23 protein-coding genes are annotated in these 24,493 nt (G+C 36.6%); 3 read left to right on the top strand and 20 right to left on the bottom strand.

Annotated features, from left to right (window positions below; translation table 11 throughout):
- Positions 1 to 14 precede the first annotated feature (14 nt).
- On the bottom strand, positions 15 to 749 hold the full coding sequence (locus tag N4T20_RS04300; RefSeq protein WP_260671870.1) for a metallophosphoesterase family protein: 735 nt from the start codon (positions 747 to 749) through the stop codon (positions 15 to 17).
- Between the two features lie 140 nt (positions 750 to 889).
- Between N4T20_RS04300 and dinB the strand changes: the two genes are divergently transcribed.
- Together dinB and N4T20_RS04290 are read left to right on the top strand one after the other, a co-directional pair.
- Entirely contained in the window at positions 890 to 1,972 is a 1,083-nt protein-coding gene (gene dinB, locus N4T20_RS04295) for a DNA polymerase IV (protein WP_260671869.1), read from the top strand.
- Positions 1,973 to 2,074: 102 nt separating this feature from the next.
- Complete coding sequence (locus N4T20_RS04290; protein WP_260671868.1) at positions 2,075 to 2,575, top strand: PAS domain-containing protein; 501 nt, start codon at positions 2,075 to 2,077, stop codon at positions 2,573 to 2,575.
- 117 nt (positions 2,576 to 2,692) lie between these two features.
- On the opposite strand, the gene N4T20_RS04285 is transcribed toward N4T20_RS04290, so the two are convergent.
- From N4T20_RS04285 to N4T20_RS04225, 13 genes are all read right to left on the bottom strand, one after another.
- On the bottom strand, positions 2,693 to 4,297 hold the full coding sequence (locus N4T20_RS04285) for a fumarate hydratase (RefSeq protein ID WP_260671867.1): 1,605 nt from the start codon (positions 4,295 to 4,297) through the stop codon (positions 2,693 to 2,695).
- A gap of 82 nt (positions 4,298 to 4,379) precedes the next feature.
- Positions 4,380 to 5,123: a hypothetical protein gene (locus tag N4T20_RS04280; protein ID WP_260671866.1), complete on the bottom strand. Its 744-nt coding sequence runs from the start codon at positions 5,121 to 5,123 to the stop codon at positions 4,380 to 4,382.
- 20 nt (positions 5,124 to 5,143) lie between these two features.
- Positions 5,144 to 5,803, bottom strand: a complete 660-nt coding sequence (locus N4T20_RS04275) for a hypothetical protein (RefSeq protein ID WP_260671865.1) — start codon at positions 5,801 to 5,803, stop codon at positions 5,144 to 5,146.
- A gap of 204 nt (positions 5,804 to 6,007) precedes the next feature.
- Positions 6,008 to 7,447: a nucleoside recognition domain-containing protein gene (locus N4T20_RS04270; RefSeq protein ID WP_260671864.1), complete on the bottom strand. Its 1,440-nt coding sequence runs from the start codon at positions 7,445 to 7,447 to the stop codon at positions 6,008 to 6,010.
- Between the two features lie 249 nt (positions 7,448 to 7,696).
- On the bottom strand, positions 7,697 to 8,770 hold the full coding sequence (locus tag N4T20_RS04265; protein ID WP_260671863.1) for a winged helix DNA-binding domain-containing protein: 1,074 nt from the start codon (positions 8,768 to 8,770) through the stop codon (positions 7,697 to 7,699).
- An 89-nt stretch (positions 8,771 to 8,859) separates the two neighbouring features.
- A complete protein-coding gene (locus tag N4T20_RS04260) occupies positions 8,860 to 9,573 on the bottom strand; it encodes a 3'-5' exonuclease (RefSeq protein WP_260671862.1) in 714 nt (237 codons plus the stop codon).
- Between the two features lie 184 nt (positions 9,574 to 9,757).
- On the bottom strand, positions 9,758 to 10,234 hold the full coding sequence (locus N4T20_RS04255) for a methylated-DNA--[protein]-cysteine S-methyltransferase (RefSeq protein ID WP_260671861.1): 477 nt from the start codon (positions 10,232 to 10,234) through the stop codon (positions 9,758 to 9,760).
- A 147-nt stretch (positions 10,235 to 10,381) separates the two neighbouring features.
- Positions 10,382 to 12,253: a DUF2207 domain-containing protein gene (locus N4T20_RS04250; RefSeq protein ID WP_260671860.1), complete on the bottom strand. Its 1,872-nt coding sequence runs from the start codon at positions 12,251 to 12,253 to the stop codon at positions 10,382 to 10,384.
- Between the two features lie 149 nt (positions 12,254 to 12,402).
- Positions 12,403 to 13,224, bottom strand: a complete 822-nt coding sequence (locus tag N4T20_RS04245) for an NAD(P)H-binding protein (protein WP_260671859.1) — start codon at positions 13,222 to 13,224, stop codon at positions 12,403 to 12,405.
- 95 nt (positions 13,225 to 13,319) lie between these two features.
- Entirely contained in the window at positions 13,320 to 13,739 is a 420-nt protein-coding gene (locus N4T20_RS04240) for an SRPBCC family protein (protein WP_260671858.1), read from the bottom strand.
- 22 nt (positions 13,740 to 13,761) lie between these two features.
- Positions 13,762 to 16,155, bottom strand: coding sequence for a M28 family peptidase (locus N4T20_RS04235; protein ID WP_260671857.1), 2,394 nt, complete (start codon positions 16,153 to 16,155; stop codon positions 13,762 to 13,764).
- Positions 16,156 to 16,170: 15 nt separating this feature from the next.
- On the bottom strand, positions 16,171 to 16,518 hold the full coding sequence (locus N4T20_RS04230; protein ID WP_008465546.1) for a hypothetical protein: 348 nt from the start codon (positions 16,516 to 16,518) through the stop codon (positions 16,171 to 16,173).
- Positions 16,515 to 18,044 carry a bifunctional GNAT family N-acetyltransferase/carbon-nitrogen hydrolase family protein gene (locus N4T20_RS04225; RefSeq protein WP_260671856.1) on the bottom strand — a complete coding sequence of 510 codons (1,530 nt, stop codon included), beginning with the start codon at positions 18,042 to 18,044 and terminating at the stop codon, positions 16,515 to 16,517. The genes N4T20_RS04230 and N4T20_RS04225 overlap by 4 nt, the downstream gene beginning before the upstream one ends.
- Before the next feature lie 177 nt (positions 18,045 to 18,221).
- Here N4T20_RS04225 and N4T20_RS04220 point away from each other — a divergent pair, with 177 nt between their 5' ends.
- Positions 18,222 to 18,545 (top strand): single-stranded DNA-binding protein, encoded by a 324-nt coding sequence (locus N4T20_RS04220; protein WP_260671855.1) that lies wholly within the window; start codon positions 18,222 to 18,224, stop codon positions 18,543 to 18,545.
- 367 nt (positions 18,546 to 18,912) lie between these two features.
- Here N4T20_RS04220 and N4T20_RS04215 read toward each other — a convergent pair whose 3' ends face one another.
- The 6 genes from N4T20_RS04215 to N4T20_RS04190 form a co-directional block, all read right to left on the bottom strand.
- The gene (locus tag N4T20_RS04215) at positions 18,913 to 19,605 is read right to left on the bottom strand and encodes a DUF2461 domain-containing protein (RefSeq protein ID WP_260671854.1); all 693 of its coding nucleotides are present in this window, start codon (positions 19,603 to 19,605) and stop codon (positions 18,913 to 18,915) included.
- A 352-nt stretch (positions 19,606 to 19,957) separates the two neighbouring features.
- Entirely contained in the window at positions 19,958 to 20,476 is a 519-nt protein-coding gene (locus N4T20_RS04210; RefSeq protein ID WP_111368145.1) for a ferritin, read from the bottom strand.
- A 159-nt stretch (positions 20,477 to 20,635) separates the two neighbouring features.
- The gene (locus tag N4T20_RS04205) at positions 20,636 to 22,030 is read right to left on the bottom strand and encodes a hypothetical protein (RefSeq protein WP_260671853.1); all 1,395 of its coding nucleotides are present in this window, start codon (positions 22,028 to 22,030) and stop codon (positions 20,636 to 20,638) included.
- Between the two features lie 33 nt (positions 22,031 to 22,063).
- Positions 22,064 to 22,693: a chloramphenicol acetyltransferase gene (locus N4T20_RS04200; protein WP_260671852.1), complete on the bottom strand. Its 630-nt coding sequence runs from the start codon at positions 22,691 to 22,693 to the stop codon at positions 22,064 to 22,066.
- Positions 22,693 to 23,400, bottom strand: coding sequence for an HAD family hydrolase (locus N4T20_RS04195; RefSeq protein ID WP_260671851.1), 708 nt, complete (start codon positions 23,398 to 23,400; stop codon positions 22,693 to 22,695). The genes N4T20_RS04200 and N4T20_RS04195 overlap by 1 nt, the downstream gene beginning before the upstream one ends.
- Before the next feature lie 164 nt (positions 23,401 to 23,564).
- Entirely contained in the window at positions 23,565 to 24,452 is an 888-nt protein-coding gene (locus N4T20_RS04190; RefSeq protein WP_260671850.1) for a DMT family transporter, read from the bottom strand.
- Between the last annotated feature and the right edge of the window lie 41 nt (positions 24,453 to 24,493).

Raw genomic sequence — 24,493 nt, 5'->3', positions numbered from 1 at the left:
AACTTTTAAATAAATTAATTCCTACCTTTTTCGTTAAAATAGAGTTCGTTCAATGGCTCACTCTGCCAGTATTCCTTAGTGTCGACGTCTAAAATCGTAAGCGGACCTCTAAATGCGGCGCCAGTATCAACATTCCAGACACAAGCTTTATTTACAGGAACCGTTTCGCCAATTCGGGTAACTGGGGTGTGGCCAATATAAACTTCTTTATAAACGGTAAATCTTTTAGGATAGTGTAAGTCGTCTTCTTTTAATTTTGGGTCTAATGAAAGAGCTGTTTCCCAAAGTGTTCTATCCCAGTAGAATAGCTTCGAAAAATATTCCCATTTTACGCCGCTTAAATTGGTGAAACCAGCGTGAACAAACAAACGGTTCTGATCGTCAAGGTAATAATCCTGAAGATTTTCCAGAAATTCGATATGGGCTCTTTTTTTCTCTTCAGAAATTTTGGCATAACCTTCAACAGTCGCTTTTCCGCCATGTTTGTACCACATTTCTTCGTCAAAATCATCATGTCTATTTTCTAGCCAGTCCAAAGCAAGCTGGTCGTGATTTCCTCTTATGCAGATAATGTTTTGTTTGGTTTTTAAATCAATCAAATAGTCGATTACTTCAACAGACTGGCTCCAGCCGTCAACATAATCGCCCAAAAAAATTAGAGTATCTTCGGTAGTAACTTCAGCTCTTGCAAGCACTTGTTCAAGTGCAAGTAATCCGCCATGAATGTCACCTATAACAAATGTTCGCATTATTTAATTTTTCGAGTAGAAGAACAAAAATAGAAAGAATTATTGGTTTGGACTCATCGAATTCAGATTCTTTAAAAATTGATATGATTTATAACTATTTACAGGGCTTTTTTATTGTTTTTACTCTTTAAATTTGCAATATGTCAGAAACACCAACATATCGTAAAATTATTCACATTGATATGGATGCCTTTTATGCATCGGTAGAGCAGATGGACAATCCGGAATTAAGAGGAAAACCTGTTGCGGTTGGCGGTTCAGAGAATCGGGGAGTGGTTTCGGCAGCCAGTTACGAGGCAAGAAAATTTGGTGTCCGCAGTGCCATCAGCGGGGTTTTGGCCAAAAAATACTGTCCAGAAATTATCTTCGTTCGGCCAAGATTTGATCGCTACAAAGAGATTTCATCCAAAATCCATAAAATTTTTCATGAATATACCGATCTGGTTGAGCCTCTTTCGCTTGACGAAGCTTATTTGGATGTGACTAAAAATAAAAAAGGAAATCCGAGCGCAAGCATTCTCGCGCAGGAGATTAGAGCAAGAATTTTTAATGAAGTAGGACTTACAGCCTCTGCTGGCATTTCAGTCAATAAATTTGTCGCCAAAATTGCCAGTGATTACAACAAGCCCAACGGACAGAAAACGGTAAATCCTGACGAAGTGGAAACTTTTCTTGAAGATCTCCCGATTCGCAAATTTTATGGCGTTGGAAAAGTCACAACAGAAAAAATGTATCAGCTTGGAATTTTTACAGGAACCGATTTGAAAAGCAAGTCATTAGAGTTTTTAGAAAAGCATTTCGGAAAATCTGGCGCATTTTATTATCATGTTGTTCGTGGTATTCATAACAGTGAGGTAAAATCTTCTCGAATTGCTAAATCTGTGGCTGCAGAACATACTTTTGATGTGAATTTGTCTTCTGAGATTTTTATGATGGAGCAGCTGGAACGAATTGCCGGCTCGCTAGAAAAACGCCTAAAGCGGTACAATGTTTCAGGAAAAACCATTACGCTTAAAATTAAATACAGCGATTTTTCGCAGCAGACAAGAAGCAAAACGCTGCCTTATTTTATTTCTGATAAAAGCCTGATTATGGAAAATGTCGAGGAATTATTGTATCAGGAAAAAATGAAAGATTCGGTAAGATTGCTTGGAATATCGTTAAGTAACTTAAACACAGAGGTTAAGAAGGCGGTTGTCGTCCAGCTGAAATTTACATTTTGATAACGCTTTTTAATCGTATATTAAGACTTCTGACTTTTTATAACAGGATTTTTCTTGTATCTTTGAGAGAAAAGATTCATTCATCTTCTGAATTATTTTAATATGAAAAATAAAAATTTTGATGATTTAGTGCAGCGAAATTCGGTTCCAATCCTATCTTGGGATTTTCATTACGAATATTTAAATGAGCTAAAAGCTTTAAGCACTGATTTGGAGAGAGTCAGTAAGATTTCAACTGAATTTGTCTGGGATGAAGAGAAGCTAAACATTCAAGAAAGAATTAAGCAAGAAGTTGTTTTGGTGACTGATTTGGATTTGAAAATAGTTTTCGCGTCAAGCGGAATAAAAAAAATGACGGGTTACAAAGAAGAAGAAATCTTAGGAAAGACGCCAAAGATGTTTCAAGGTCCGGCAACTTCTCAAAAAGACCTAAAGGAAATCAGAGAAGCAGTGAAGAAGCAGATTCCTTTTGCGAAAACACTCGAAAATTATAGAAAAAACGGACAGACCTACAAATGTAAAATAGATGCTTTGCCGGTTTACAATCTTAAAGGCGAAATATCACATTTTATAGCTTTTGAAAAACAAGATTTAAGTGCTTAATTTGTCGCAAAGGCACTAAGACGCGAAGATGTTTTTTTAAGACAAAAAAGAAAGCCACCTATTGGTGGCTTTTATTATAAAAATTTTGTGTCTTAGTGCCTTTGTGGCAAATAACCTTTATAGATTTGCAAAGAAATCATTTCCTTTATCATCAGTAATAATAAAAGCAGGGAAATCTTTAACAGTGATTTTACGCACAGCTTCCATTCCTAACTCTTCAAAGTCAACCACTTCTACTTTTAAGATGTTATCTTGAGCAAGAATAGCAGCAGGGCCTCCGATAGAACCTAAGTAGAATCCGCCGTATTTGTTGCAGGCATCCGTTACTTGTTTAGTTCGGTTTCCTTTTGCAAGCATAATCATGCTTCCGCCATTTTTCTGGAACTCATCTACATAAACATCCATACGGCCAGCAGTTGTTGGTCCAAAACTTCCAGAAGCCATTCCGTCTGGAGTTTTTGCAGGACCAGCGTAATATACTGGGTGATTTTTGAAATAATCTGGCATTGGTTTTCCGGCGTCTAGCAATTCTTTGATTTTTGCGTGAGCAATATCACGGGCAACAATTACAGTTCCGTTTAGTTTTAGACGCGTTTTCACTGGATATTGAGACAATTTTGCCAAAATATCGGCCATTGGCTGATCTAAATCAATTTCTACAGGAGCTTCTAAGTGTGGAGCTGTTTCTGGCAAAAATTGTTTCGGATTGGTTTCTAATTGCTCAACAAAGATTCCGTCTTTGGTGATTTTTCCTTTGATGTTTCTGTCTGCAGAACAAGAAACTCCTAATCCCACAGGGCATGAAGCTGCGTGGCGCGGCAAACGGATTACGCGTACATCGTGAGTGAAATATTTTCCTCCAAATTGCGCACCGATAGCACTTTCCTGACAGATTTTCTGAACTCTTTCTTCCCATTCGTGATCACGGAAAGCCTGGCCAGCCATGTTTCCAGAAGTCGGAAGGTTGTCATAATATCCCGCAGAAGCCTTTTTAACAGCGCTTAAGTTGGCTTCGGCAGAAGTTCCGCCAATTACCAAAGCTAAGTGGTAAGGAGGACAAGCAGAAGTTCCTAAGTCTTTGATTTTTGTGCGAATGAATTCATCTAACGATTTTTCATTCAATAAAGATTTTGTCTGCTGATATAAATAAGTTTTGTTTGCAGATCCTCCGCCTTTTGCCATAAACAAAAAGTCGTAAGAAGTTCCTTTTTTAGCGTAAATATCAATTTGCGCAGGAAGATTTGATCCTGAATTCTTTTCTTCAAACATCGAAATCGGAACAATCTGCGAATAACGTAAGTTTCTTTTTTGGTAAGTATTGAAAATACCGCGGCTCAACCATTCTGCATCATCTGCGCCAGTAAAAATACTTTCGCCTTTTTTAGCCATTACAATTGCAGTTCCTGTATCCTGACAGCTCGGCAGCTGACCTTCAGCCGCTACAGAAGCGTTTTGGAGTAAATTGTAAGCTACAAATCTATCATTGTCTGTCGCTTCTGGATCGTCTAGAATTTTTCTCAGCTTTTGCAAATGCGTTGTTCTCAACATAAACGAAACATCTGTCAAAGCTTCTTCTGCCAATAACTCTAAACCTTTTGGATCAACGGTTAAAACTTCGCGTTCACCAAATTTTTCAACTTTCACAAAATCAGAAGTGATTTTGCGGTACTGCGTATCATCCTTTAAGATCGGATAAGGATCTTGGTATATAAAATCAATCATTAGTTTTGTTTTTTTACAAATTTAGAAATTATTTACCTAAGAAAGAATTTGAATTAGGGGTCTTTACCTAATTTTATGATTTTTATTCTACGCTATTGAATTGGTCAAACGTCATCTTTTTTTCAAAGTACGGTTTGTCTTTAGCAGACAGCAGCATTTTTTTCCATTTATTGTCTTTTAGCTCGAAAGATATTGAGTCTGAGTGCGAAAGAATTCCCATGTCAAGGTTCTCATCTTCATCTGCAGGCACAAATGCAACAGTTTTGCAATAAAAAGATTTTGGGTCAGAGTTAGTAGAAGGATTAACAATTTCAACCCAACTTCCCCAGCCGCTGTCAGACATGGTGCTCCATTGGTGAACGAGCTGCAATCCGTTGTTTTTTAAATAATACAAATAGTTGTCATGCGAATAGCCGCAAGCAGGATACCCAACTGAAATCTGTATAAATGGAGAATTTTTTGAAGTTTCAGAGGTTAGTCCGTAAGAAGCAATCCATTCAGAACCTTTCTCAAAACCTTTTATCGCAATTTTTGAAGAGGCTGTTTTAGTTTTATTCTGATAAAAATCCAATCGGTATTTTACCGTAACGATACTGTCTTTGTCTGCCTGCTGATCTACCAAATGTGCCAGAATATAATCTGTAGAAGATTCTGTTCCGTCAGTATAAATGGATACAGTGTCAGTTTTAATGATCTTTTCATTTGCTGAAACCTCTAAAGTTTCTTGCGGTTCGATGATTTCAACTGTTTCTGGTGCAGCATCTGTAGGTTTTGTTTTTTGGCATCCGACTAAAATAAGCAGGAAAAAAAGAGTGTGGATTTTCATAAATATAAATGCAAATGTAGTTATTCAACAGATAGGACTAAAAGCTTCTTTTTTTGATAAAGTTCTGCCAATGAGATTTTTTCTCCGTTAAGATAAAAAAGCTGGTCTTCGTACTTGACTTCATTCGGGTCTATTAAAAAGCAATAATTATCTCTGTCATTTAGAACACTAAGGTTTTCATGATTCAATTCTACTACTTCAACATAATTTATCATGTTGAGTTTATGGGCTTCTTCGATAGTCACGGGAGTACTCTCGTCATATCTGAAAAAGAATTTTTCGCCTCCTCCAGGCATTCCAAACCATGGCATGGCCTTTCCTGAAACCAGCGATATATAATCTGGCACCTCGTTGAGCACAAATAATTTCTTTTCCATAGTTTCAAAAAAACCAGGAAGCGATTTGTTTTCAAAAGCTTCTTTTTCTTTCCAAAAATACAGACCCTGATTTTGCCAGGAGGGATCCTGAGGGTCTTTTGCAGTATTGGAATCAGAATAGTGCATAAATAATTCGCGAGGGATAAAGGCAAGAAGCGAATCATTAATGAGCCAGTCAATTTTATTAGAATCGATGGCGGTTTGCACAGATTCAGCGTTTTCGGTAGGTTTTGCTTCTTCTGCGCATTCAATTTTTTGGGGACTCTTAGAGTCCTTCTTTTTACTTAAAAACCATTTAAACATATTTGGGGGAATATTTAATTGTTTTATTCTTTTAGAAGGCTCTAAAATATAAAATTCTAAGAGGTTTTTACAAAAAAAGAAAAAATATTGTAAGATAATGCGCCTAATTCATGTCGCTGTCTTGTATTAAAACTTTAATAAAAAAGCCTTTAACGATTGTATTAAAGGCTTTTGTAAAAATAAGTTTATGTTTTTTGCTGTCTCTTAGAAAAACCAAGTGGCCACAAAAATTGCTGTAATAACGCAGATTAAATCTACCAGAAGCATTGTGCCCAGCGCATAACGCGTATTTTTGATGTTTACAGAACCAAAATATACCGCAATTACATAGAAAGTGCTCTCTGCACTGCATTGAAAAATACTGCTTAATCTAGCGGTTAAAGAATCGGCTCCAAAGGTGTTCATAGAATCTATTAAGAAACCTCTTGAACCTGCAGAACTAAATGGACGAAGCATGGCAACTGGCAGGGCATTGGTAATTTCTTTGCTGACACCTAAATTTGAAAAGACGAATCCGATGGCATCGCTTATAATTTCGAATAAACCGCTGTTTCTAAAAAGCGAAATTGCAACCAGCATTCCTAAAACGTATGGGAAAATTGTAACTCCAGTTTTAACTCCGTTATTAGCGCCTACTACAAAAGTGTCAAAAACAGTGGTTTCGGCATCTTTGAATTTCTTTTCATGCTTAAATGAAAAAATCAGGGTGAAAGCAATAATTGCAACCAATATTAATCCAGAAAGGTTAGAAGTAAAGTAATTTTTTCCGATTAGGTCTAAATGATTTACATACATCAGCAAACTTACAATTGCAGCAATCAGAACCATAAGGCCAATAAGAAGCGAAGCGCTCTTAAAATTGATTTTCTGTTTGATTCCAACAATTAAGAAGGCAGCGATCGTTCCGATAAAGGAAGTAATGATGCATGGCAGCATCACATCTGCAGGATTGCTTGCGTTAGCAGCCGCACGATAGCCAATAATCGATGTTGCAATTAAAGTTAATCCAGAAGCGTGGAGACACATAAACATAATTTGCGCATCGCTCGCTTTATCTTTTTCGGGGTTTATTTCCTGTAAACTTTCCATGGCCTTCAATCCAAATGGAGTTGCGGCCGAATCGAGTCCTAAGAAATTGGCAGCGAAGTTTAAGGTCATGTATGAAATAGAAGGGTGGTTTTTAGGAATGCTAGGAAATACTTTTACAAAAACAGGGCTTAAAGCTTTTGCTAAGTTTCCAGAAGCTCCAGAAACGATCAAAAGTTCCATCAATCCGCAGAAAAAAGCGAGATAGGCAATAAGCGGAAGTATTAAATCGACCAAAGTGCTTTTGCAAGTTGGCAGCAAGCCATCAGATTTTTGAAGACCGCTGTAAATTTTTACGGTTTTGTTTTTGTAAACATAAGTCGTGTCGGCATTTAGCGTATCACGATTAATGATCATGGTCTGGTCTGGAGCTTTTTTGATGCTGTCTTTTAAGAAGGCAGGCAGGTCTTCAACGTATTTTTCAGAAACCAAAATCGGATCGTCTTTCTTTCCATTTAAAATAGAATCAATGGTATAGGTGTTGGCAGTAAACAAACTGACTACAATAAAAACAATCGAAGAAATAAAAATAACTAACCAAAATCTGCTCAATACCATAATTACATTTTTTTGTAAATGTAATTATTTAGCAATAAAATGCATAAATATTTTATGTAAGAGGCGGGAATTTGAGTTTATGTGTCGCCCCGCTGGGGCTTTTTAATTATAGCCAGAATCATTTCTATAAATATTTCGCTCTTCCAGAGCTGTTTCGCCAGATTAAAATTCAAAAAGAGCTCTGGAAGAGCGAAATATTTATAGCATATGTGATTTCCCAATTTCAAAAGCCCCAGCGGGGCGACACAATTATTCAATTACAACTTTTGTATCCAAGTACGTTTCAAAAGATTTAATTGCTTGAAATAGAATTTCTTTTTTCGAATTTTCAGTTTCATTAAAAAATTCCGTTTCAATTTTAGCATGATCTTTTTTGATGGTTCTTTTCCAAATTCCGATTACTTTACCGTTTTCTAAAATTATGGGTTTAAAAATCCCATTGTTGGTAAAAGTTTTGGATTGATGATCTCCTGTAAATGAAGCTTCGCGTGTTTTGTATGAAATTAAAATTTCATCAAAAGCTGGAAGAAAATGTACGCTTTCGCGAAATTTATTCTCACTTGAAAAGTCTTTTCCAAACCAATAGGTCTGATTATCAATGGTAATAGTGTTTAATTGCAACTCAATTGCATTAATTGCTTTTTGGCAAATTGTGGGAGCAAAACCAGACCACCACGAGAAATCGAGTACTGTAGCAGGGCCATGACTTTCAAAATAACGCCGAGCCAATTTTGCCAAAGCTTCTTCTTTAGTCAATTTGGTTTTTGGCTTTAGAACTCGCTCTTCGAGCAAAGCATAAGTGATTTGCTTGCCTTTCATTTTGCCGTTACAGACTAAACCATCCAATTCTGCATTCATCATGATGGCAGCGCTCAAAAAATCTTCGCTTGAAGTTTTTTTTATGCCAAGTTCTTGCATGATTTCGTCTCGAGTCAAATGATTATTTCCGGCCAATAATTTTTCAATGGCGGCATTGGTTTGATTTAGCTTCTTTTCATCATAACCAAATTTTTTCGCTGCAGATGCCGTAAAGCGCTTCACTTGCGGAGCAGAAAGGTCAAGCATCCAATAAATATCATCGGCGGAAACAAAATGCCAAGTTGGGCGCAGAATGTGTGTTCTGATAATTTTTGCTGAATTGACGGCTTCTTCGATTTCTTTTTCGCTAGAATTGCAGCGAGAACCGATTGCCCATTTTGCCATGGCATAATCCTGAGCCTGCATCGCACCAAAATGATGTACAATTTCCTGAGGAGAACATTGATTTTCCTGATAAAGCTTCTGAGAAGCCATGCGATAATGTGAAATTTCAGAATGAATCATTTTTTAAACCCTATAAGTTATTTAAGTTTATTTAAACATTGTGCTAAAAACGTAGTCTCTTAGAATCTTATCAACTTAGTAGCTCAAATTTACACATGAATAATTTCGTCGTCAATCAATAAATCTTCACGGCGCAAGCGCAAGAAAATCTGGGCTACGGCGATGGTGTCTTTTTCGCAATAGGTAATGATTCGGTCAATATCCTTTTCGACATAATAGACATGAGCAACCTGACTTCCGTCTATATCTCCTTTTGGCGAGGGGATTCCTAAGATTTTGGTCAGTAGCTTTAAAGAAGTGAAATGCTTGTAATCGCCAAACTTCCATAACTCTAAAGTATCTAAGTGCGGCACTTCCCAAGGTTTTTTGCCGAATAAATTCAGTTTGTCGGGAATGGGCATTTGGTTAATGATCATTCTGCGGGCAATAAACGGAATATCAAATTCTTTTGAATTATGTCCGCAAAGCAAATGCTGCGGCTGATTAAAATGATTGCTGATCAGATTTGAAAAGTCTTTTAAGATCTTTTTTTCTTCTCCAAAAAATGAAGTCACTCGGAAATTGCGGACATCTCCTTTGATGGTAAAAAAGCCAACCGAAATGCAGATAATTTTTCCGAATTCGGCCCAAATTCCGGCACGTTCGTAAAATTCTTCTGGAGTAAACTCATCTTTTCGCTGATATTGCGTTTTTAAGTCCCAAAGCGATTGCATTTCAGCGTCAAGCGAATTGAAGTTCTCTTCTTCAGGAACGGTTTCTATATCAAGAAATAGAATGTTATTGAGGTTTATCTTTTCAATCATATTTTTTTGCTGTGGTTTTTTGTCACGAATGACACGAATCGCACTAATTTTTTATTTTGCATAAATGTACACAAATTTGATTTTATTAGTTTTGAAAAAATACAAATTGAATGAAATTTCTTAAATAAGAAGAAATTCGTAAAATGCTTCGTCTGTTCGCTATCGTTGGATTGTGGCTATAAAACTAAAACAAGCTTTGCTGAGCAGATGGAGACTCATGTTCTAAAAGCCATTTCTTGCGAGATAATCCGCCAGCGTAACCGGTTAAAGAGCCGTTTGTACCAATAACGCGATGGCACGGAACTACAATCCAAAGCGGATTTTTTCCATTTGCCGATGCCACTGCGCGAATTGCTTTTACATCGCCCAGTTTTTTGGTCTGATCCATGTAGCTTACCGTCTTTCCATACGGAATTTCAAGAAGTGACTTCCAGACTTTCTGCTGAAATTCGGTTCCTTGCGGATTCAGTTTGAGATTAAAATCGGTTCTTTTGCCTTCAAAATATTCGTTTAACTGCAAAACGGCGTCTTGCAAAACTGCTGGAATTTCTTTAGAAACTTCATTTGTCCCAACATCAGAAACGGAAATTACAGATATGCCGTTTTCATCTCCAATAATTTTGGTGATTCCTAAAGGTGAATTGATGAAAACTGTTTCCATAATTTTTAACCGCAAGGTTGCTAAAATTTGCGCTTTTGCGCCTTTGCGAGATTTTTCTAACCGCAAGGCGCAAAAGTTTAACGCGAAGTTCGCAAAGTTTTTTTTATGATGAAAGCAATTTAAGTTTTAATCGTTTTTGAAAGCGGTTTACCAGCCACCGCCTCCTCCGCCACCGCCACCGCCTCCAGAGCTTCCTCCGCCAGAACTTCCGCTGCTAGAGGAGCTTGAATAGGTAGTGTATGAGCTGCGGAAATTCATGAAAAATTTTGGAGAAGAAACATAAGTGCTGCCACTTGTTTTGATCCAATTACTGGTGTAGTTTAATTTTTTTAAAATATCAATGAACTTGAGATTCCATTCATCTTCAATTCCTAATGCAAAAGCATAAGGCAGATTTTCTTCATAAACGCTTATTGCAGTGCTTTCTTCTGGTTGATAAGCTAATAGATATTCTTTCAGCTTTTCGATTTCAGCTTTTGTTTCAAGTCCGAGTTTGGTGTAAGCGCCAATTAGACCTAGGTAAATGCTAAATCCGACAATTATTAAAAAGAGTACCAGCAAAGTTAGGACAGAATAACTTTTGTCAGCATTGCTTGTAATATACCAGCCGAGAGAAAAAACACCTGTAAAAAGGGATAAGAAAAGACAGGCCGCCATTGACTTATAATCTTTTTCAATAAAGGTTTGCACTGCACCTTTGAGCAGTAAATAAGTAAAAACCATCATCGTAAATCCGACAATAACACCCCAATAAATCGTTCCTTTCGAATATTGGCAGTAACCCAATAAAGCAGCTACTGTAATTGCAAAACCAATTAAGATTTGTTTGAAATTAATGGAATAATAATCGTCCAAATTATGCTGCTCTTCTAACGGGGAGTTGAGAGCGTAGTTTGCTTCTTTAAAGATTTTATACGTTTCTTGGTCTAACTCAAAAGAATCTTTTTCACTAAACAAAGTATTTAAGACGGCACTTTCCTCTTTAGGCAAATTGGCTGTTTTGTTCCCAATTTTAAGCGAATATTTAAATTCATCTGCCCAAGTTTCTTTTCCATTATCTGAAATTTGAAGAGCGCCTTTTAAGGCCAGATTAATTATAGTAACTAAAAGCGTTTGAGAGTTGACAATTTGATCTTTTATGTATTGCAACGCAGTAGGCGTATAAAGGCTTTTTAAATCGATGCTTCTGTTTTCATTATTTAATTTCGGATCTTCGCCATATCTCTTCCATGAAAAATAATAGAATGCAAAACAGATTGCAACTACAGCAATTGCCAATAGTATTTTTTCAGCGTCTAAAAACTCCTCCATTTTATAGTGAGGTCTGAAAAAAGGCTGATTAACAATGCCTTTAGGAAACCCAGCGGCAATGGTAAAACCTTCTTCTTTTTTTAGATTTTTAGAAGTGAAAAAAACAGTATTGTCTACAATTTTTGAATCGCATTCTCGCGCTTTTGAACCAAAAACACCAGTGTAGCAAGCTGTCTGGAATACTTTTGCAGATTTTGGCAAGGTCAGTTTTGCCGTAACATTGTCAATTTCAAAATCCCAGTAGTTTCCGGTGACATTCCAGTAAATTTCATCAAAGTCATTATAAGAATGCAGTTGGGCTTCTACTTCATAAGTTATTTTATAAGTATGGTTTCCTTTTGCAATAGGATATTTTTTGTTACCAATACGGATTTCAAAGTTTTCAAATCCTGCAGATACGTGATATGGCTCATTTAAGCCGTTTCGGGTAACGCTTAAGACAGTGTAGTAATTGTTCTGAGAGACTTTTGGAGAAGCGTTCTTCATAGGAAGCTCCCTAAAGATGCCGCGCTGTATTTGTACACCACTAGCGTAAACTTTAATAGTTTCGGTAACAATTAGATTTCCATTTTCTTTAACAACAATATCGGCATGAAATTTTTTTATTTTTTCTGCTTCCTCAGGAATAGAGTCGTTTTGGCTGTAACTTTTAGTAAAAGAAAAGAATAAGATGCAGGCAAATAATAGAAAATGTAATCTTTTTGTCATAAAAACCGCTTGTTTTTGGTGGCGGAAAAGTAGTAATTTTTGTTTAAATCCTATAAGTTGTATGGGGAATTTAAAGATTTTATGTTCTATTTTAACCAATATTGCCCTGAGCGTCACGAAGCTTCGGGGTCGCTCAGCCTGATGTTTGGCTAATAATCTTCTAATCTAAATTTATAATCTAGAATGCTTTCTATTTTTTCGCTGGAGATTACCTTTTTTATGTTCGATTGCTGCAAACTGAATTTTGGCAAGGGCAAGTTCTTTTGGGCTGCTTTTTGAGTATAATATTCGGCTCTTGTTGGATGATAAGGCGCAACGGCATTAAAAATCTCCTTCCATTTGGACTGACTTAGGATTGCTTCAATAATACCGATGCAGTCGTTTTGGTGAATTAGATTTACGGGAGCGTCTGGATTTTCAATGTTTTCTTTTCCTGCGAGAAATTTTACAGGATGGCGATCTTCGCCAATTAGGCCGCCGAAACGCAGAATTGTCGTTGTGAAGTTTAGATTTTCTAGCAGAAGATTTTCGGCTAGAAGCAGCTGTTTGCCGCTTTCTGTTTCGGGATTCGGATTGGTTTCTTCTGTTATGAAACCATTATCATCACCATAAACAGAAGTCGAGCTCACAAAAAGAACGCTCTTAACCGCTGATTTTTCTATGAAAGGAATCAGATTCTTGATTTTGTTTACAAATGTCATTTCAGATTGAGACGAGGAACTTTGGCTCGCTCTCAATTTTGGCGGAATGTCTACAATTAAGATTTCGCTTTCTGCTAAAAAGGATGCTATGCTTTCAGAAATTCCTTCGCTTTCAACATTTACCAAAAACGAATTTATTCCTGCCTCTTTTAAGATTGGGAGTTTGTTTTCTGAAGTTGTCGATCCATTTATTGCAATTCCTTTTTTAAGTAATGCTTTCGCTAAAGGAAGTCCTAGCCAGCCGCAGCCCAGTATGCTTATTTTTGTCATTTTTTCAGATTCAAAGGAACAAAGTTACAGAGTAGAAAAGGTTTTTTTAGCTATGAATCAAATAAAAGAGCAGATTGACAAATCTGCTCTTTTATTTACGATTCTACTATAGCTTTTAATGCTTGCAGAATTGGATTTTCTTCTCCTTGCGGTTTCTCCTGAACCGCTCCAGGACGATTATCTTCCTGAATTATTTCGAGTTTCGTTTTCTGATTCTCTTCGGTTAGGACATAATTCATTATAAAATAATTCTCGGGTTTATCTTCTAATCCTGGTCTAGGGAAAAAGAGAGAATATTTAATTTTCTGATTTGGAATAACATCTAAGATTGTTCCCCATTGCTCAAAGACTTGGCTTTCCCATTCATTTCTAAATCTGATTTCGTTTCCCGGTTTCCAATCGGTAATTAAATCGCTTCCGTATTGCCATTGTTTGACTAATTCTGGTTTGGTCAATGCATTCCAGACTTTTTCTGCCGATGCATTCAAAACTATTGTAGAAATATTTGTTGCCATAGCATTAAGTTTTTAGACTTTATTAAGGTTGTGGTGCAGTTACGGGCTTGATGCTGTCTTTTGGTACAGCCAGACTGTCTTTTACTGCAACTGGTTCAATAGGTTTTACTGGCGGCGTATAGCGTTTAATTTTCTGCTGAATCATAACAGCATCATTCAATACAAACGGTGTAGGCATCATCCAATTTTCTCTTGGCTTAACATTTAACAGAGAGTTGCTCAATAAATCGAACGAACTTTCAATTAAATCCATATCAAAAACAGTCGATTTGTTGATGTAGAATTCCATTTCTAGCGGTTCGTTGCCTACTACGTAGTAGCATAAAATTTTGCTGTCAACTCTTTGCAGACGGTTGCCTTTTTCTCCAGAAGTAGCAACTCCGTTTGCTTTAAAGTTATAAAACGTCATTTTTGGATTGGCATAAATGTCGTAGCGGTTTACTTTTCTGTTCGGCGTAATTCTGATTTTTAAATATCTGTTGCTTCCAATAACGCTGTCTCTTAAAAACTGAATGGTTGGTTTCTGAACAGCTACAACAGGGGCGATTGCGCTATACGTAAAGGTCGTATTGTATTTGCTCGTTAGCGGAAGCGTATTTAATCCCACTGCTTTTTGATTGGTTTCGCCTAAGTAAGATTTGGTCCATTCGTCCAAATTAGTGTCATAAGTGGTCCAGACTGCAGCATTGTTGTCGGCATTGTAAACATATAATAAACTGTTTGATTTGGCCTTGCCATATTCGTAACCCGAATTGTATCCCGCGTAAACGAAAAATGCTATTGAGGTAAGAAAGAAAACCACTATCCAAGCGCCTTTTTTAGGAAATGCTCCAAATATTGGGAGCAGCAATCCGAATAACAAAACAGTCAAAATAGCACTGCCGTATAGTATTTTAAGCCCCAATCCGATAGGGAACATTACGATGAAAGGCGCCACAATTGCTAGAGCAGGTATAGAGAATATCAAATTCATTCCTAAACTGTAGTGCTGCGTGAAAACAAAGATTCCGAATAATAGTATTCCGAAATAAACTGGAATAATTAAAAACCCGGCACCTGTTAAGCTGTTGGCCAAAAATGCATTAATGATGATCCAAAGCAGTAAAGGAGCCACGAAATGGTTCATGGTGGTTTTAGCTTCAGAGAAATGATGGTAGAAAGCAAAACAGATTGCAATGCTTAGCGTAACAAAAGCGCCAATATAAGCGTGTCCGTTGTATGTAAATCCGTTTAGAAGGTCAGAGTATTGCGGGTAAATTTCGAGAATAAGTTTCCATCCTAAAAATGTTACCAATCCTGCAATTATGATAGATCCTAAAAGCGGAACAAAGCCTTTGAAAATTTCTGTGAAAGTGATGATTCTTTTTACCCTTCCAACGAAAATGAATAAAACCAATAATCCGAAAGCAACCAGAGTCATTGGCATTACCCATGCAAACGGATAGCTGATGAATGTAAAAGGAGCGCTGAAATAAACATCATCTTCTGTAGATTCTGTTTGGTTTAAATCGATGTTTGTGAAGTATTTCAGCAAAGGCATGATGTAAGTGCCCTGATGCGCTAGCGTAGTTTTGTTTAAATGCTGAATGTCATCTTGCTGGGTATGGTAGTTGAAGTGGCCATCGATGAAGGCGAAATTAAACCCTTGAATATTTCCCTGTTCTCTAAAAACAGTCAGATCGGTATCATTTGGAAGCATTTTGTAAATGCTGTACATGAGAGAGTTTGAAACGGGGTAAGAAGGTTTTGCTTTAGTAAATTCTTTAACCAGAGCCTCGTTTCCTTTGTTGGTTTCCATTAGCATATAGCTCGGTCCAGAAGTTCCTCTTGCTTCAAAGTTTAAAACCAAACCAACGTCTTTGGCCCAAGGATGCTGGTTTACAAATAGCGCAGCGCCGTTTAACCCTAATTCTTCTGCATCAGAGAATAATATGATGATATCGTTTTTTTGAGGATGTTTTGAGTATAAAAAGGCACGTATGCCTTCTAAAATTGTGGCAACGCCAGAAGCGTCGTCGCTTGCGCCTTTTGAGAAAGAATGCGGGGCGCTGTCATAATGAGAAAGAAGTAAAAGCGCTTTGGTATTGTTTGTTCCTTTAATGCGGGCCAAAATATTTTTTGATTTTACCAAAAGCCCTTTGTCATTTAGTGTAAAACCTTCCTGAACACTCGTTTCTAATCCAATTCTGTTTAATTCTAGTTTAAGATAATTTGCAACAAGCTCATGATTGGTCGATCCTACATAGTGCGGTTTCTGTGCTATAATTTCGACCTGATTTAAGGCTCTTTCAGTCGAGAATTCAGCAAGAGCTTCATCGTCTTTAGAGATTCCTTGCGGCATCATCGTGGCGTATATAATGCCAAGTAAAGCTAAAACGCAGACTATGGCTAGAATTGAGGTGGGGTTTTTTCTCATGGTAAATAATACTAACTATATTTCTTTTTTAACAAGCATAAAATAATCATTGTCCAAGGAACGATAGCCTTGATCGTACAAGAAATAATATGTATTTCCTGTCTTGGTTTGCAAAATGTTTGTAAAGAACTCAAAATCAAAACCTTTTGTTAGTAATTTGTCTCTCGAAGCTTTAGATTTTCCGTCTACATTTAACTCTGCCAAAATACGGTAATTTTTGCGTAACTTGTTGTTTATATTTCGCATGAAATTCGTACTATCTTTATTTATTTTGTTATTGTAGGCATTTCGACAGCTGTCGGAGCAGAATTTCTTGTCTTCTCTGCCGAAAATTTTGGCTGAACATTCGAGGCACGTTTTCATGAATTCAATTTTTTAATTTCGTAAAGGTCAGATCTTCTGTCTTTTAATGTTTTTACGCTTCCATGTTCATGAAGTTCTTTCAGCAGATTTAAATCAACATCAACAATAAGCGTCATTTCGGTGTTTGGAGTGGCTTCTGCCTTGATTCCGTTGCTCGGGAAAGCAAAATCGGATGGGGTGAACACAGAAGACTGCGCATATTGAATATCCATATTGTTTACTTTCGGAAGATTTCCAACGCAACCTGCTATGGCTACATAACACTCATTTTCGATGGCGCGCGCTTGCGAGCAATGCTTTACGCGAGTATATCCGTTTTGAGTATCGGTCAAAAATGGCACGAATAAAATATTCATTCCTTCATCGGCTAAAAGTCTTGAAATTTCTGGGAATTCGACATCATAACAGATCAAAATTCCGATTTTACCGCAGTCAGTATCAAAAGTTTTAAATTCTGATCCGCCTTTCATTCCCCAATGAACAACTTCGTTGGGTGTGATATGAATTTTGGTATACATTTCTGAAGTTCCGTCTCTTTTGCATAAAAAACCAACATTGTAAAGATTCCCGCTTTCTACATAAGGCATACTTCCAGTAATGATATTGATATTGTATGAAATGGCAAACTCCTGAAAACGCTTGCGAATTGGATCGGTATGGCGAGCAAGTTCGCGAATAGCTTCGGCTTCAGATAAATGATTGTAATCGGCCATTAAAGGCGCGGTAAATAATTCGGGAAACAAGGCAAAATCTGAACCATAGCCAGAAACGGCATCAATAAAAAATTCGGCTTGCTCAAAAAGGGCTTCGACATTGTTTAACGGACGCATCTGCCACTGAATTAATCCTAGACGTATAATTTCTTTCTTAAGATTAATCAGTTTTGGACTGTCGTCGTAGTAAATATTGTTCCATTCCAGCAATACGGCAAACTCTTTCGATTCTTCGTCGCCTTCCAAATAATTCTTAAGAATCCTCAAAACGTGAAAATCATTGCTTAACTGAAAAGAAAGAACCGGATCGTACAATTCTTTGGTGCGTACTTTTTCTATATAAGCTTTTGGAGACAGTTTCTTGGCGTGTTCTCTGTAGTTCGGAATTCTTCCGGCAAAAACAATTGCTTTCAAATTCAATTGCTCGCAAAGTTCCTTTCTAGCATCATATAATCGGCGTCCTAACCGAAGGCCTCTATAATTAGGATGAATAAAAACATCTATTCCGTATAAAATTTCGCCATTTGGGTTATGTGTAGAGAAGGTATAGTTACCGCTAATCTGCTGATAATTGTGTCTTTTTTCTACCAGCTTTTCGTCAAGAATAAGAGACAAGGCAGAGCCAACCACTTTCCCGTCAACCAAAATCACCAGCTGCCCTTCGGGAAAAATAGACAAAAGCCTTTCTATATCGTCAGAGCCCCAATACGAATCGGCCATTTCGGGATACGATTCAATCATGGATTTCTTCAATTGTCTATAGTCCTCAATTTCAAGGTTTCTTAACTCTACTTTTTTAATATTTGCCTTCATATCGTAAGATTTATCTCAAATATACAAAAAACAATTTCCATTTACAAACGGTTACAAATAGTTACAGTCGATAGTAAATAGTTAACAACCGACTGTCAGTGCTGAGGTTCGCCATCTTTGCAGTGTTGAATTTGATAAACGATTCAACTTATTCATAACATAAAAACAATATACGCCATGAAAAACAGAGTTCAGTTAATTGGGAATGTAGGAAACGATCCAGAAGTTAAAACATTAGAAAACGGAAAAAAACTAGCGCACGTCTCAATCGCAACAAAAGATTATTATAAAAACGATAAGGGAGAAAGGGTAGAACAAACCGAATGGCATCGAATAACAGCCTGGGGAAAAACAGCAGAAATTATAGAAAAGTATGTTGTGAAAGGAAAAGAAATTGCCGTTGAAGGAAAACTGACGCATCGCAGCTACGATGATAAAAATGGCGAAAAACGTTATATAACCGAAGTGGTTGTAAATGAAATTTTATTGCTGAGCAAATAAGGTTTAATATTCCGCTAGGAATATCTCGTCGGTCGTAGAAAAAGAAATGAATTTTATTGCAGAGCAAATAAGATTTAATATTCCGCTAGGAATATCTCGTCGGTAGTAGTAGTAGAAAAAGAAATGAATTTTATTGCAGAGTAGATAAAGGTTTAATATTCCGCTAGGAATATCTCGTCGGTAAATGTTAAACCATAATCCAAATCGAATTCAACCATGGGACATTCCTACGGAATAAAATGCTTTTAGGATTAAAGGATGATTAATTAAACCCGACAAGTTTTTATCCCGTCCCGATCCCGTCCCGATCCCGAAACTTCGGGACGGGATCGGGACTGTCGGGTTTTATACTTTTTAAAAAGTGGTTTTATAAAATAGAAACCCCGTTAGCATCAGTCGTAAGAACTTCGCTCATGTAATCGAAAAAAGGTCTCATGTTTTTGAAAGCGTCTAAAGCCAGTTCTAAAAATTGCGGACTCAATACTTCTTCATCAGTAAAGCGTTTTATCACCAAAAATTGTTTGAAGCGAAGCAAGTCAATAGCGGGATGATCCACATCAAAGCCTTTTGGTTTTGTTTTGAGCTGTTCGCCTTGCAAAACGCCAAAATTGCTTTTGAATGATTCTGAATTCAATATTTCTTGAAAAGTTTCGGGATCATGGGCAAACTCAGTTCGTATTCGTTTTAAATCTGCGGCATTTGGTCCCCAAAAACCCCCGGCAAAAAAGCTGTTTCCTTTTTCCAGATGAAAATAATAGCCGCCGCGACGCGCTGCTGTTGCGCGCGTATAACTTCCGCCCCAAAATGTCTTAAAAGGAGTTTTATCTTTAGAAAAACGAATGTCGCGGTAGATTCTGTAGACACTTTTCTTGCCCGAAGCATTTTCTAAAACATCTGTTTTGGAAAGTTCTTTCAGTAAGGCGCCCGCAAAATTTTCGATATGATTGAGTTCTTTCAGATATTGCGGTTTATGCGCTTCAAACCAAGCTTTGTTGTTGTTTTCTTTTAGCTGAACCAAAAAATCAAGACTAGATTTGGGAATTGTTATGCTGTTTTTCATATATGGACTTTAAAAATCGGAAATAGACTGCAATTTAAAACTAAAAAACCCACCAGAGAAATCTGATGGGTTTTTCTATATCGCGTTAAGCAGTTTTTTTGAATAAATCGAACATAGGACAGCGCGAGCAGCGTTTCTTTTCGCTCTTTTTATATTTCTCACAGCAAGAAGATTTACAGTTCTCAATCTTCTTAATTTTATCAAGGATATCTTTGTTTTTCTTTTTCTTTTTATCCTTTTTTTTGTCCTTGTCTTTTTCTTTCTTGCTCACTTTTCCTCGGTGTATTAAAAACAGAGACAAATATAAAAGAAAAAAGTTATTTTTAAATGTTCTAAATAAACTTTAACTTTTTTATTTAGGATTGATAGCGATTGAACTCGTAACTGTTAATTGCTGAATATCACGATCAAACAAGTAAAGTCCGCCTTTATCATCGCCAATCAAGTTAATTTTATCTAAAATAGATTTAGCAGTAGCTTCTTCTTCAATTTGTTCAGAAACGTACCATTGCAAGAAATTGTGTGTAGCATAATCTCTTTCTTCAAAGGTAATGTGCACCAATTCGTTAATAGATTTCGAAACAAAAAGTTCGTGGTTATATAGCTCCTCAAACATCTCTTTGAAAGTGGTGTAAGTTGTTTTTGGCGCTTTAAGATCTGTTACCTGAGCGTGCCCTCCACGTTCGTTTACATACTTTACCAATTTAAGCATATGCGCTCGCTCTTCGTCTGACTGTGTGTACATGAATTGAGCAATTCCCTCTAATCCTTGCACTTCAGCCCAACAAGCCATAGAAAGATAAGTTTGTGAAGATTCTGCTTCTATGCGGATTTGCTTGTTTAAAGCCGATTCAATATTTTTTGCTAACATAATAAGTATCTTTTTTGTAAAATTAAGAAAAATTATTCACTTCATTTTTTCGAGAGCTCGAAAACATTAGACTTTTGGATTAACTCTTACTAAATTTAGAGAATAAGAAATATCCCATCAACCGGTGGTTTTGCAGTATGCTTTTAAAAACGAATTTATTTAGTCAAATCCATCTGCGAATTTGCGTAAAACTAGCTGTTTTGCAACAATGTCGTAATAACTTAGAATAATGTAATTATTAAGTTTGAGCGTACTAGAAAGTGCCGCTTCTTTGTGAGAATCTAAGAAATAGTACACTTTATCAGCAGCAAAAGGTTCGTGCGTTGCTTGGGTTAATTCGAGTTTTTTGGTCCAAATGCTTTCAAGAAAGACAGAATAGTTGGTTTGAATATTGTAATAGCTGTTTGAAGGGAAATCTCCAAAAGGATCATTAAAATTAAAGCCATTCAATGAAACCGATTTTAAATCACTGCCCGAACCTCCTAAAGTGATAAAGAGATTTTTTTGGTTTTTATAAACCGAAAGCCCTGCATCAAGAGAAGACAATGCTTTTAAAAACTTTGCCGTATTCTTTAATTGTTTAGGTGCGCGGTCCTCAATCTGCATCAGTAAAGGAGAATTGGCAAAACGGATTGTATCTTTTTTTGTAATGGCAAATGATTTTATAGATTCGCCAGATTCATAATCTTTTATATCAAACAAAAGTTCGTCAGCGTTAACATTGATCTGATACAATTTATTTTCATGGTAAAAAGAATTGGAGGTCTTTGGATTTTTCTCTCCAACAGGTTTCATAAACGTCTTCTCTTTTATTTCCTGATTTTCTAAATTAATGTCAAACAATTGCGTTTTTCTAAAACTTTGGTCTAAAGTTAGAATCAAACGGTTAGGAAGCGTGTAAATTTTGCTTTTGGCAGTAACTTTATTTAACGCATTATATTCGCCAGAATCCATTTTCTCGATCGGGTTTTCATACAAAATCTGGCTGAATGTTCTCGGCTGGGTTTTCCTGTCTATGAATTTGAAAGAACTGAAATCCAAAAATCTTTCCTCTGCCAAACCATTTTTAAAAACAAAAGCAGTCAATGCCTGTTTTGTTTTGCTCTGCAGTAATAAATAGAAATTATTGTCTCTCTGATATTGTGTTAAGAGATAGTTGTCTTCTAGCGGAATTTTAAATTTTAATGCTCTTGTAGTTTTATTTTCCAGATAATATTTAATCAGAATGATGGATTTTTCTTCTTCCGAAAACCAATATAAAGTCGGATTTCCGTCTTCGCTGAAACTATACCCCATCAACGATCTGTTTTCAATGTACTGGCGGGATGTGGCAAATTTATCTCTTAAAAATAAAGCGCTATTGTATTTTAATATGGAAAGGCTGTCTGCGCTCGCTGCAAAAACAAACACATCATGAGTAGCAGTATTTTCGCCAGCCATGATTTCAGATTGTCCTATTTTGTTTTTTAAATCAATCGCATAAGAAGACAGTACCGTCTGACTTAATAGAACAGTACTGGAGATTAAAAACAAAAAAAGAAAAGTTCGCTTCATATGTTTTTTAGGGCGCAAAAATCATTCCGTTTATTATTGATTCATAAGCTCTTGAAAAAGATCTACAAATTGGCCAACGTGCATTCCGTCCATCAAAGCATGATGTACATAAACCGCCATCGACATGGTTCTTTTCCCCGTTTCAGAAACCATCATTTTTCCAAATGAAATTTTAGGACAGCTGTCTGGATACGTAAAACTGCGCGCATGGGTTATCGAACTGAAATTCAGCCACGGAATTGCCGAAAAATGAATCAGATTATCATCATCAAAAGATCGGGTGAAAAGTCCGGTTGTATTCTGGATGCGTTCAATTTCAGTTAAAGCTGTTTGCTCAAACGTTTTAAAATCTGGATGATATTCAATTAGAGAAAACCCAAAAGTGCCATCTTCACGTCCAATAGTTGCCGAAGCGTCGATACGGTCGTTGATGTAAATCTGGTTTTCTGAAATGCGATATTTAAAATTTTCGATTGCGTTTACCGCTGCTAAAGTTTTATGCAAATAGAAAATGAAAAAAGAAGCATTGATGCTTTTTGCGGTTTGATACGCTTTGGTGCAATCAATTTCTACCGTTGCGCCAAAAAAAGGCTCTTCCATTTGTTTAAAATGGAAAAAATGCTCTTTTCTATTCCAATTTTCTAGGTCAAAAAGTGTTTTCATTATAATAAATTCGGAACCACTTCTGCAATAGTTTCAAATGAACTGAAATGCTCGTGTTCTATAGTGTGATTAATTTTTTCGTGCTCCCAAGTGGTGTGAAACGGAATATGGACCGCATAACCGCCAATTCCTAAAACAGGCAGAACATCTGATTTTAATGAATTTCCGATCATCAAAAACTCATGCGCCTGAATATCCAAACGGCCAAGCAATTTTTGATAATCAATTTCTTGTTTGTCTGACATTACCTCAATATGGTGGAAATAATGACCCAAACCAGAACGATGCAGTTTGCTGTGCTGATCTTTTAAATCGCCTTTTGTTGCCACAACCAATTTGTATTTGCCTTTTAAAGCTTCAAGAGTTTCTTCGATACCGTCCAGCAATTCGATTGGTTTTTCGAGTAATTCTTTTCCGTATTGAATGATTTTTTGAATGACTTCCATCGGAATGGTATTGTTGGAAATATTCATTGCCGCTTCAATCATCGAAAGAATGTACCCTTTGATTCCGTAGCCATACAAAGGCAGATTGGCAATTTCAATTTTAAACAGTTCTTGCGAAATGCCCTGATGCGAAAGATAATCTTCCATCAAAGCGCAAAATTTATGTTCGGTTTCTTGAAAATAAGGTTCGTTTACAAACAAAGTATCATCGGCATCAAATGCGATTACTTTTAGGTTTGGTATTTTAGATTTATGTAACATGGTGTTTTTGTTTCAAGTGTTTTTTGTTTCAGGTTTGTTTTTTGCCACGAATTAAACGAATTGCACGAATTTTTTTCGCCACTCCCGATAGCTATCGGGATATTAAGATTTAAATGATTTTTAAAATCTGCTAAAATCTGTATTATCTGCGTGAAACCTTTTATTTAATCTTTAGAAAAAAGCCTTTTCAAAGAAATCGTTTTATCGTAAAAAGTAATCCGGATTCCGAAAAGAAGAATAATTCCGCCCAAAATCATCTGTAAAGTTATTTGTTCTTCCAAAAACAACCAAGCCAAAATTGAGGTAATTACAGCTTGACTCAATAAACTCAACGAAACTCTAGTCGCGCGCATATGTTGCGTAGCATAACTGATCGAGAGCCAGGCGCACAATTGGCAAATAACCGCTTGAAGCACCAGAACAAACCAGCCAGCATTGGTAAAACCAGTAAAAGGTTCGTTTAGCGAATAGCAAAGTATTCCTAAATAAATGCTTGAAGCAAATAAACTAATGGTCATAAAAGAAAGAACATCAACCTCTGAAAGCACATTTTTGCTGACCAAAAGGTAAATGGAATACAGAATGCCAGATAAAACAGCAAATAGAAATGCTTTATCGAAGTTTAAATCGATGAAAAATTCAAAACCGACCAAAGTGATCATTCCAAATAAAGCGACCAAGGTCCCGATCCAGAAATTCGTGGCAGGTTTTGCTTTCAGAAAGAAGAAAGAGCCAACGCCAACCCAAACTGGAGATAAATTGGTCAATAAAGAAGCCTGAGTCGCGCTCGATTCCTGAATGGCGATATTCCAAACCGCAACATCAGACGAGAACAAAACACCGCAAAGCACCGCCAAAAGCGCAAATTTTGGTTTTGGAAATTTAAAGTTTCCGCTAAAAATAACATACGGCAAAAGCAACACTACAGCAAAAAACATTCGGTAAAACGCCGAAATCAATCCCGGCGTTAAACGCAATTTTACCAATATCGGAAAAATAGATATGCAGAGTATACCGCAGATTAGAGCTAATCTTGGTTTTGTGAGTTTCATTTTTAGTTTAATAAATAGATTCTGGTTTAATTCTTTAAAAG

The organism is Flavobacterium sp. TR2, assembly GCF_025252405.1.
In the GTDB taxonomy this organism is placed as follows: Bacteria; Bacteroidota; Bacteroidia; order Flavobacteriales; family Flavobacteriaceae; genus Flavobacterium.
This window is presented reverse-complemented; position numbering and strand designations above follow the sequence as displayed.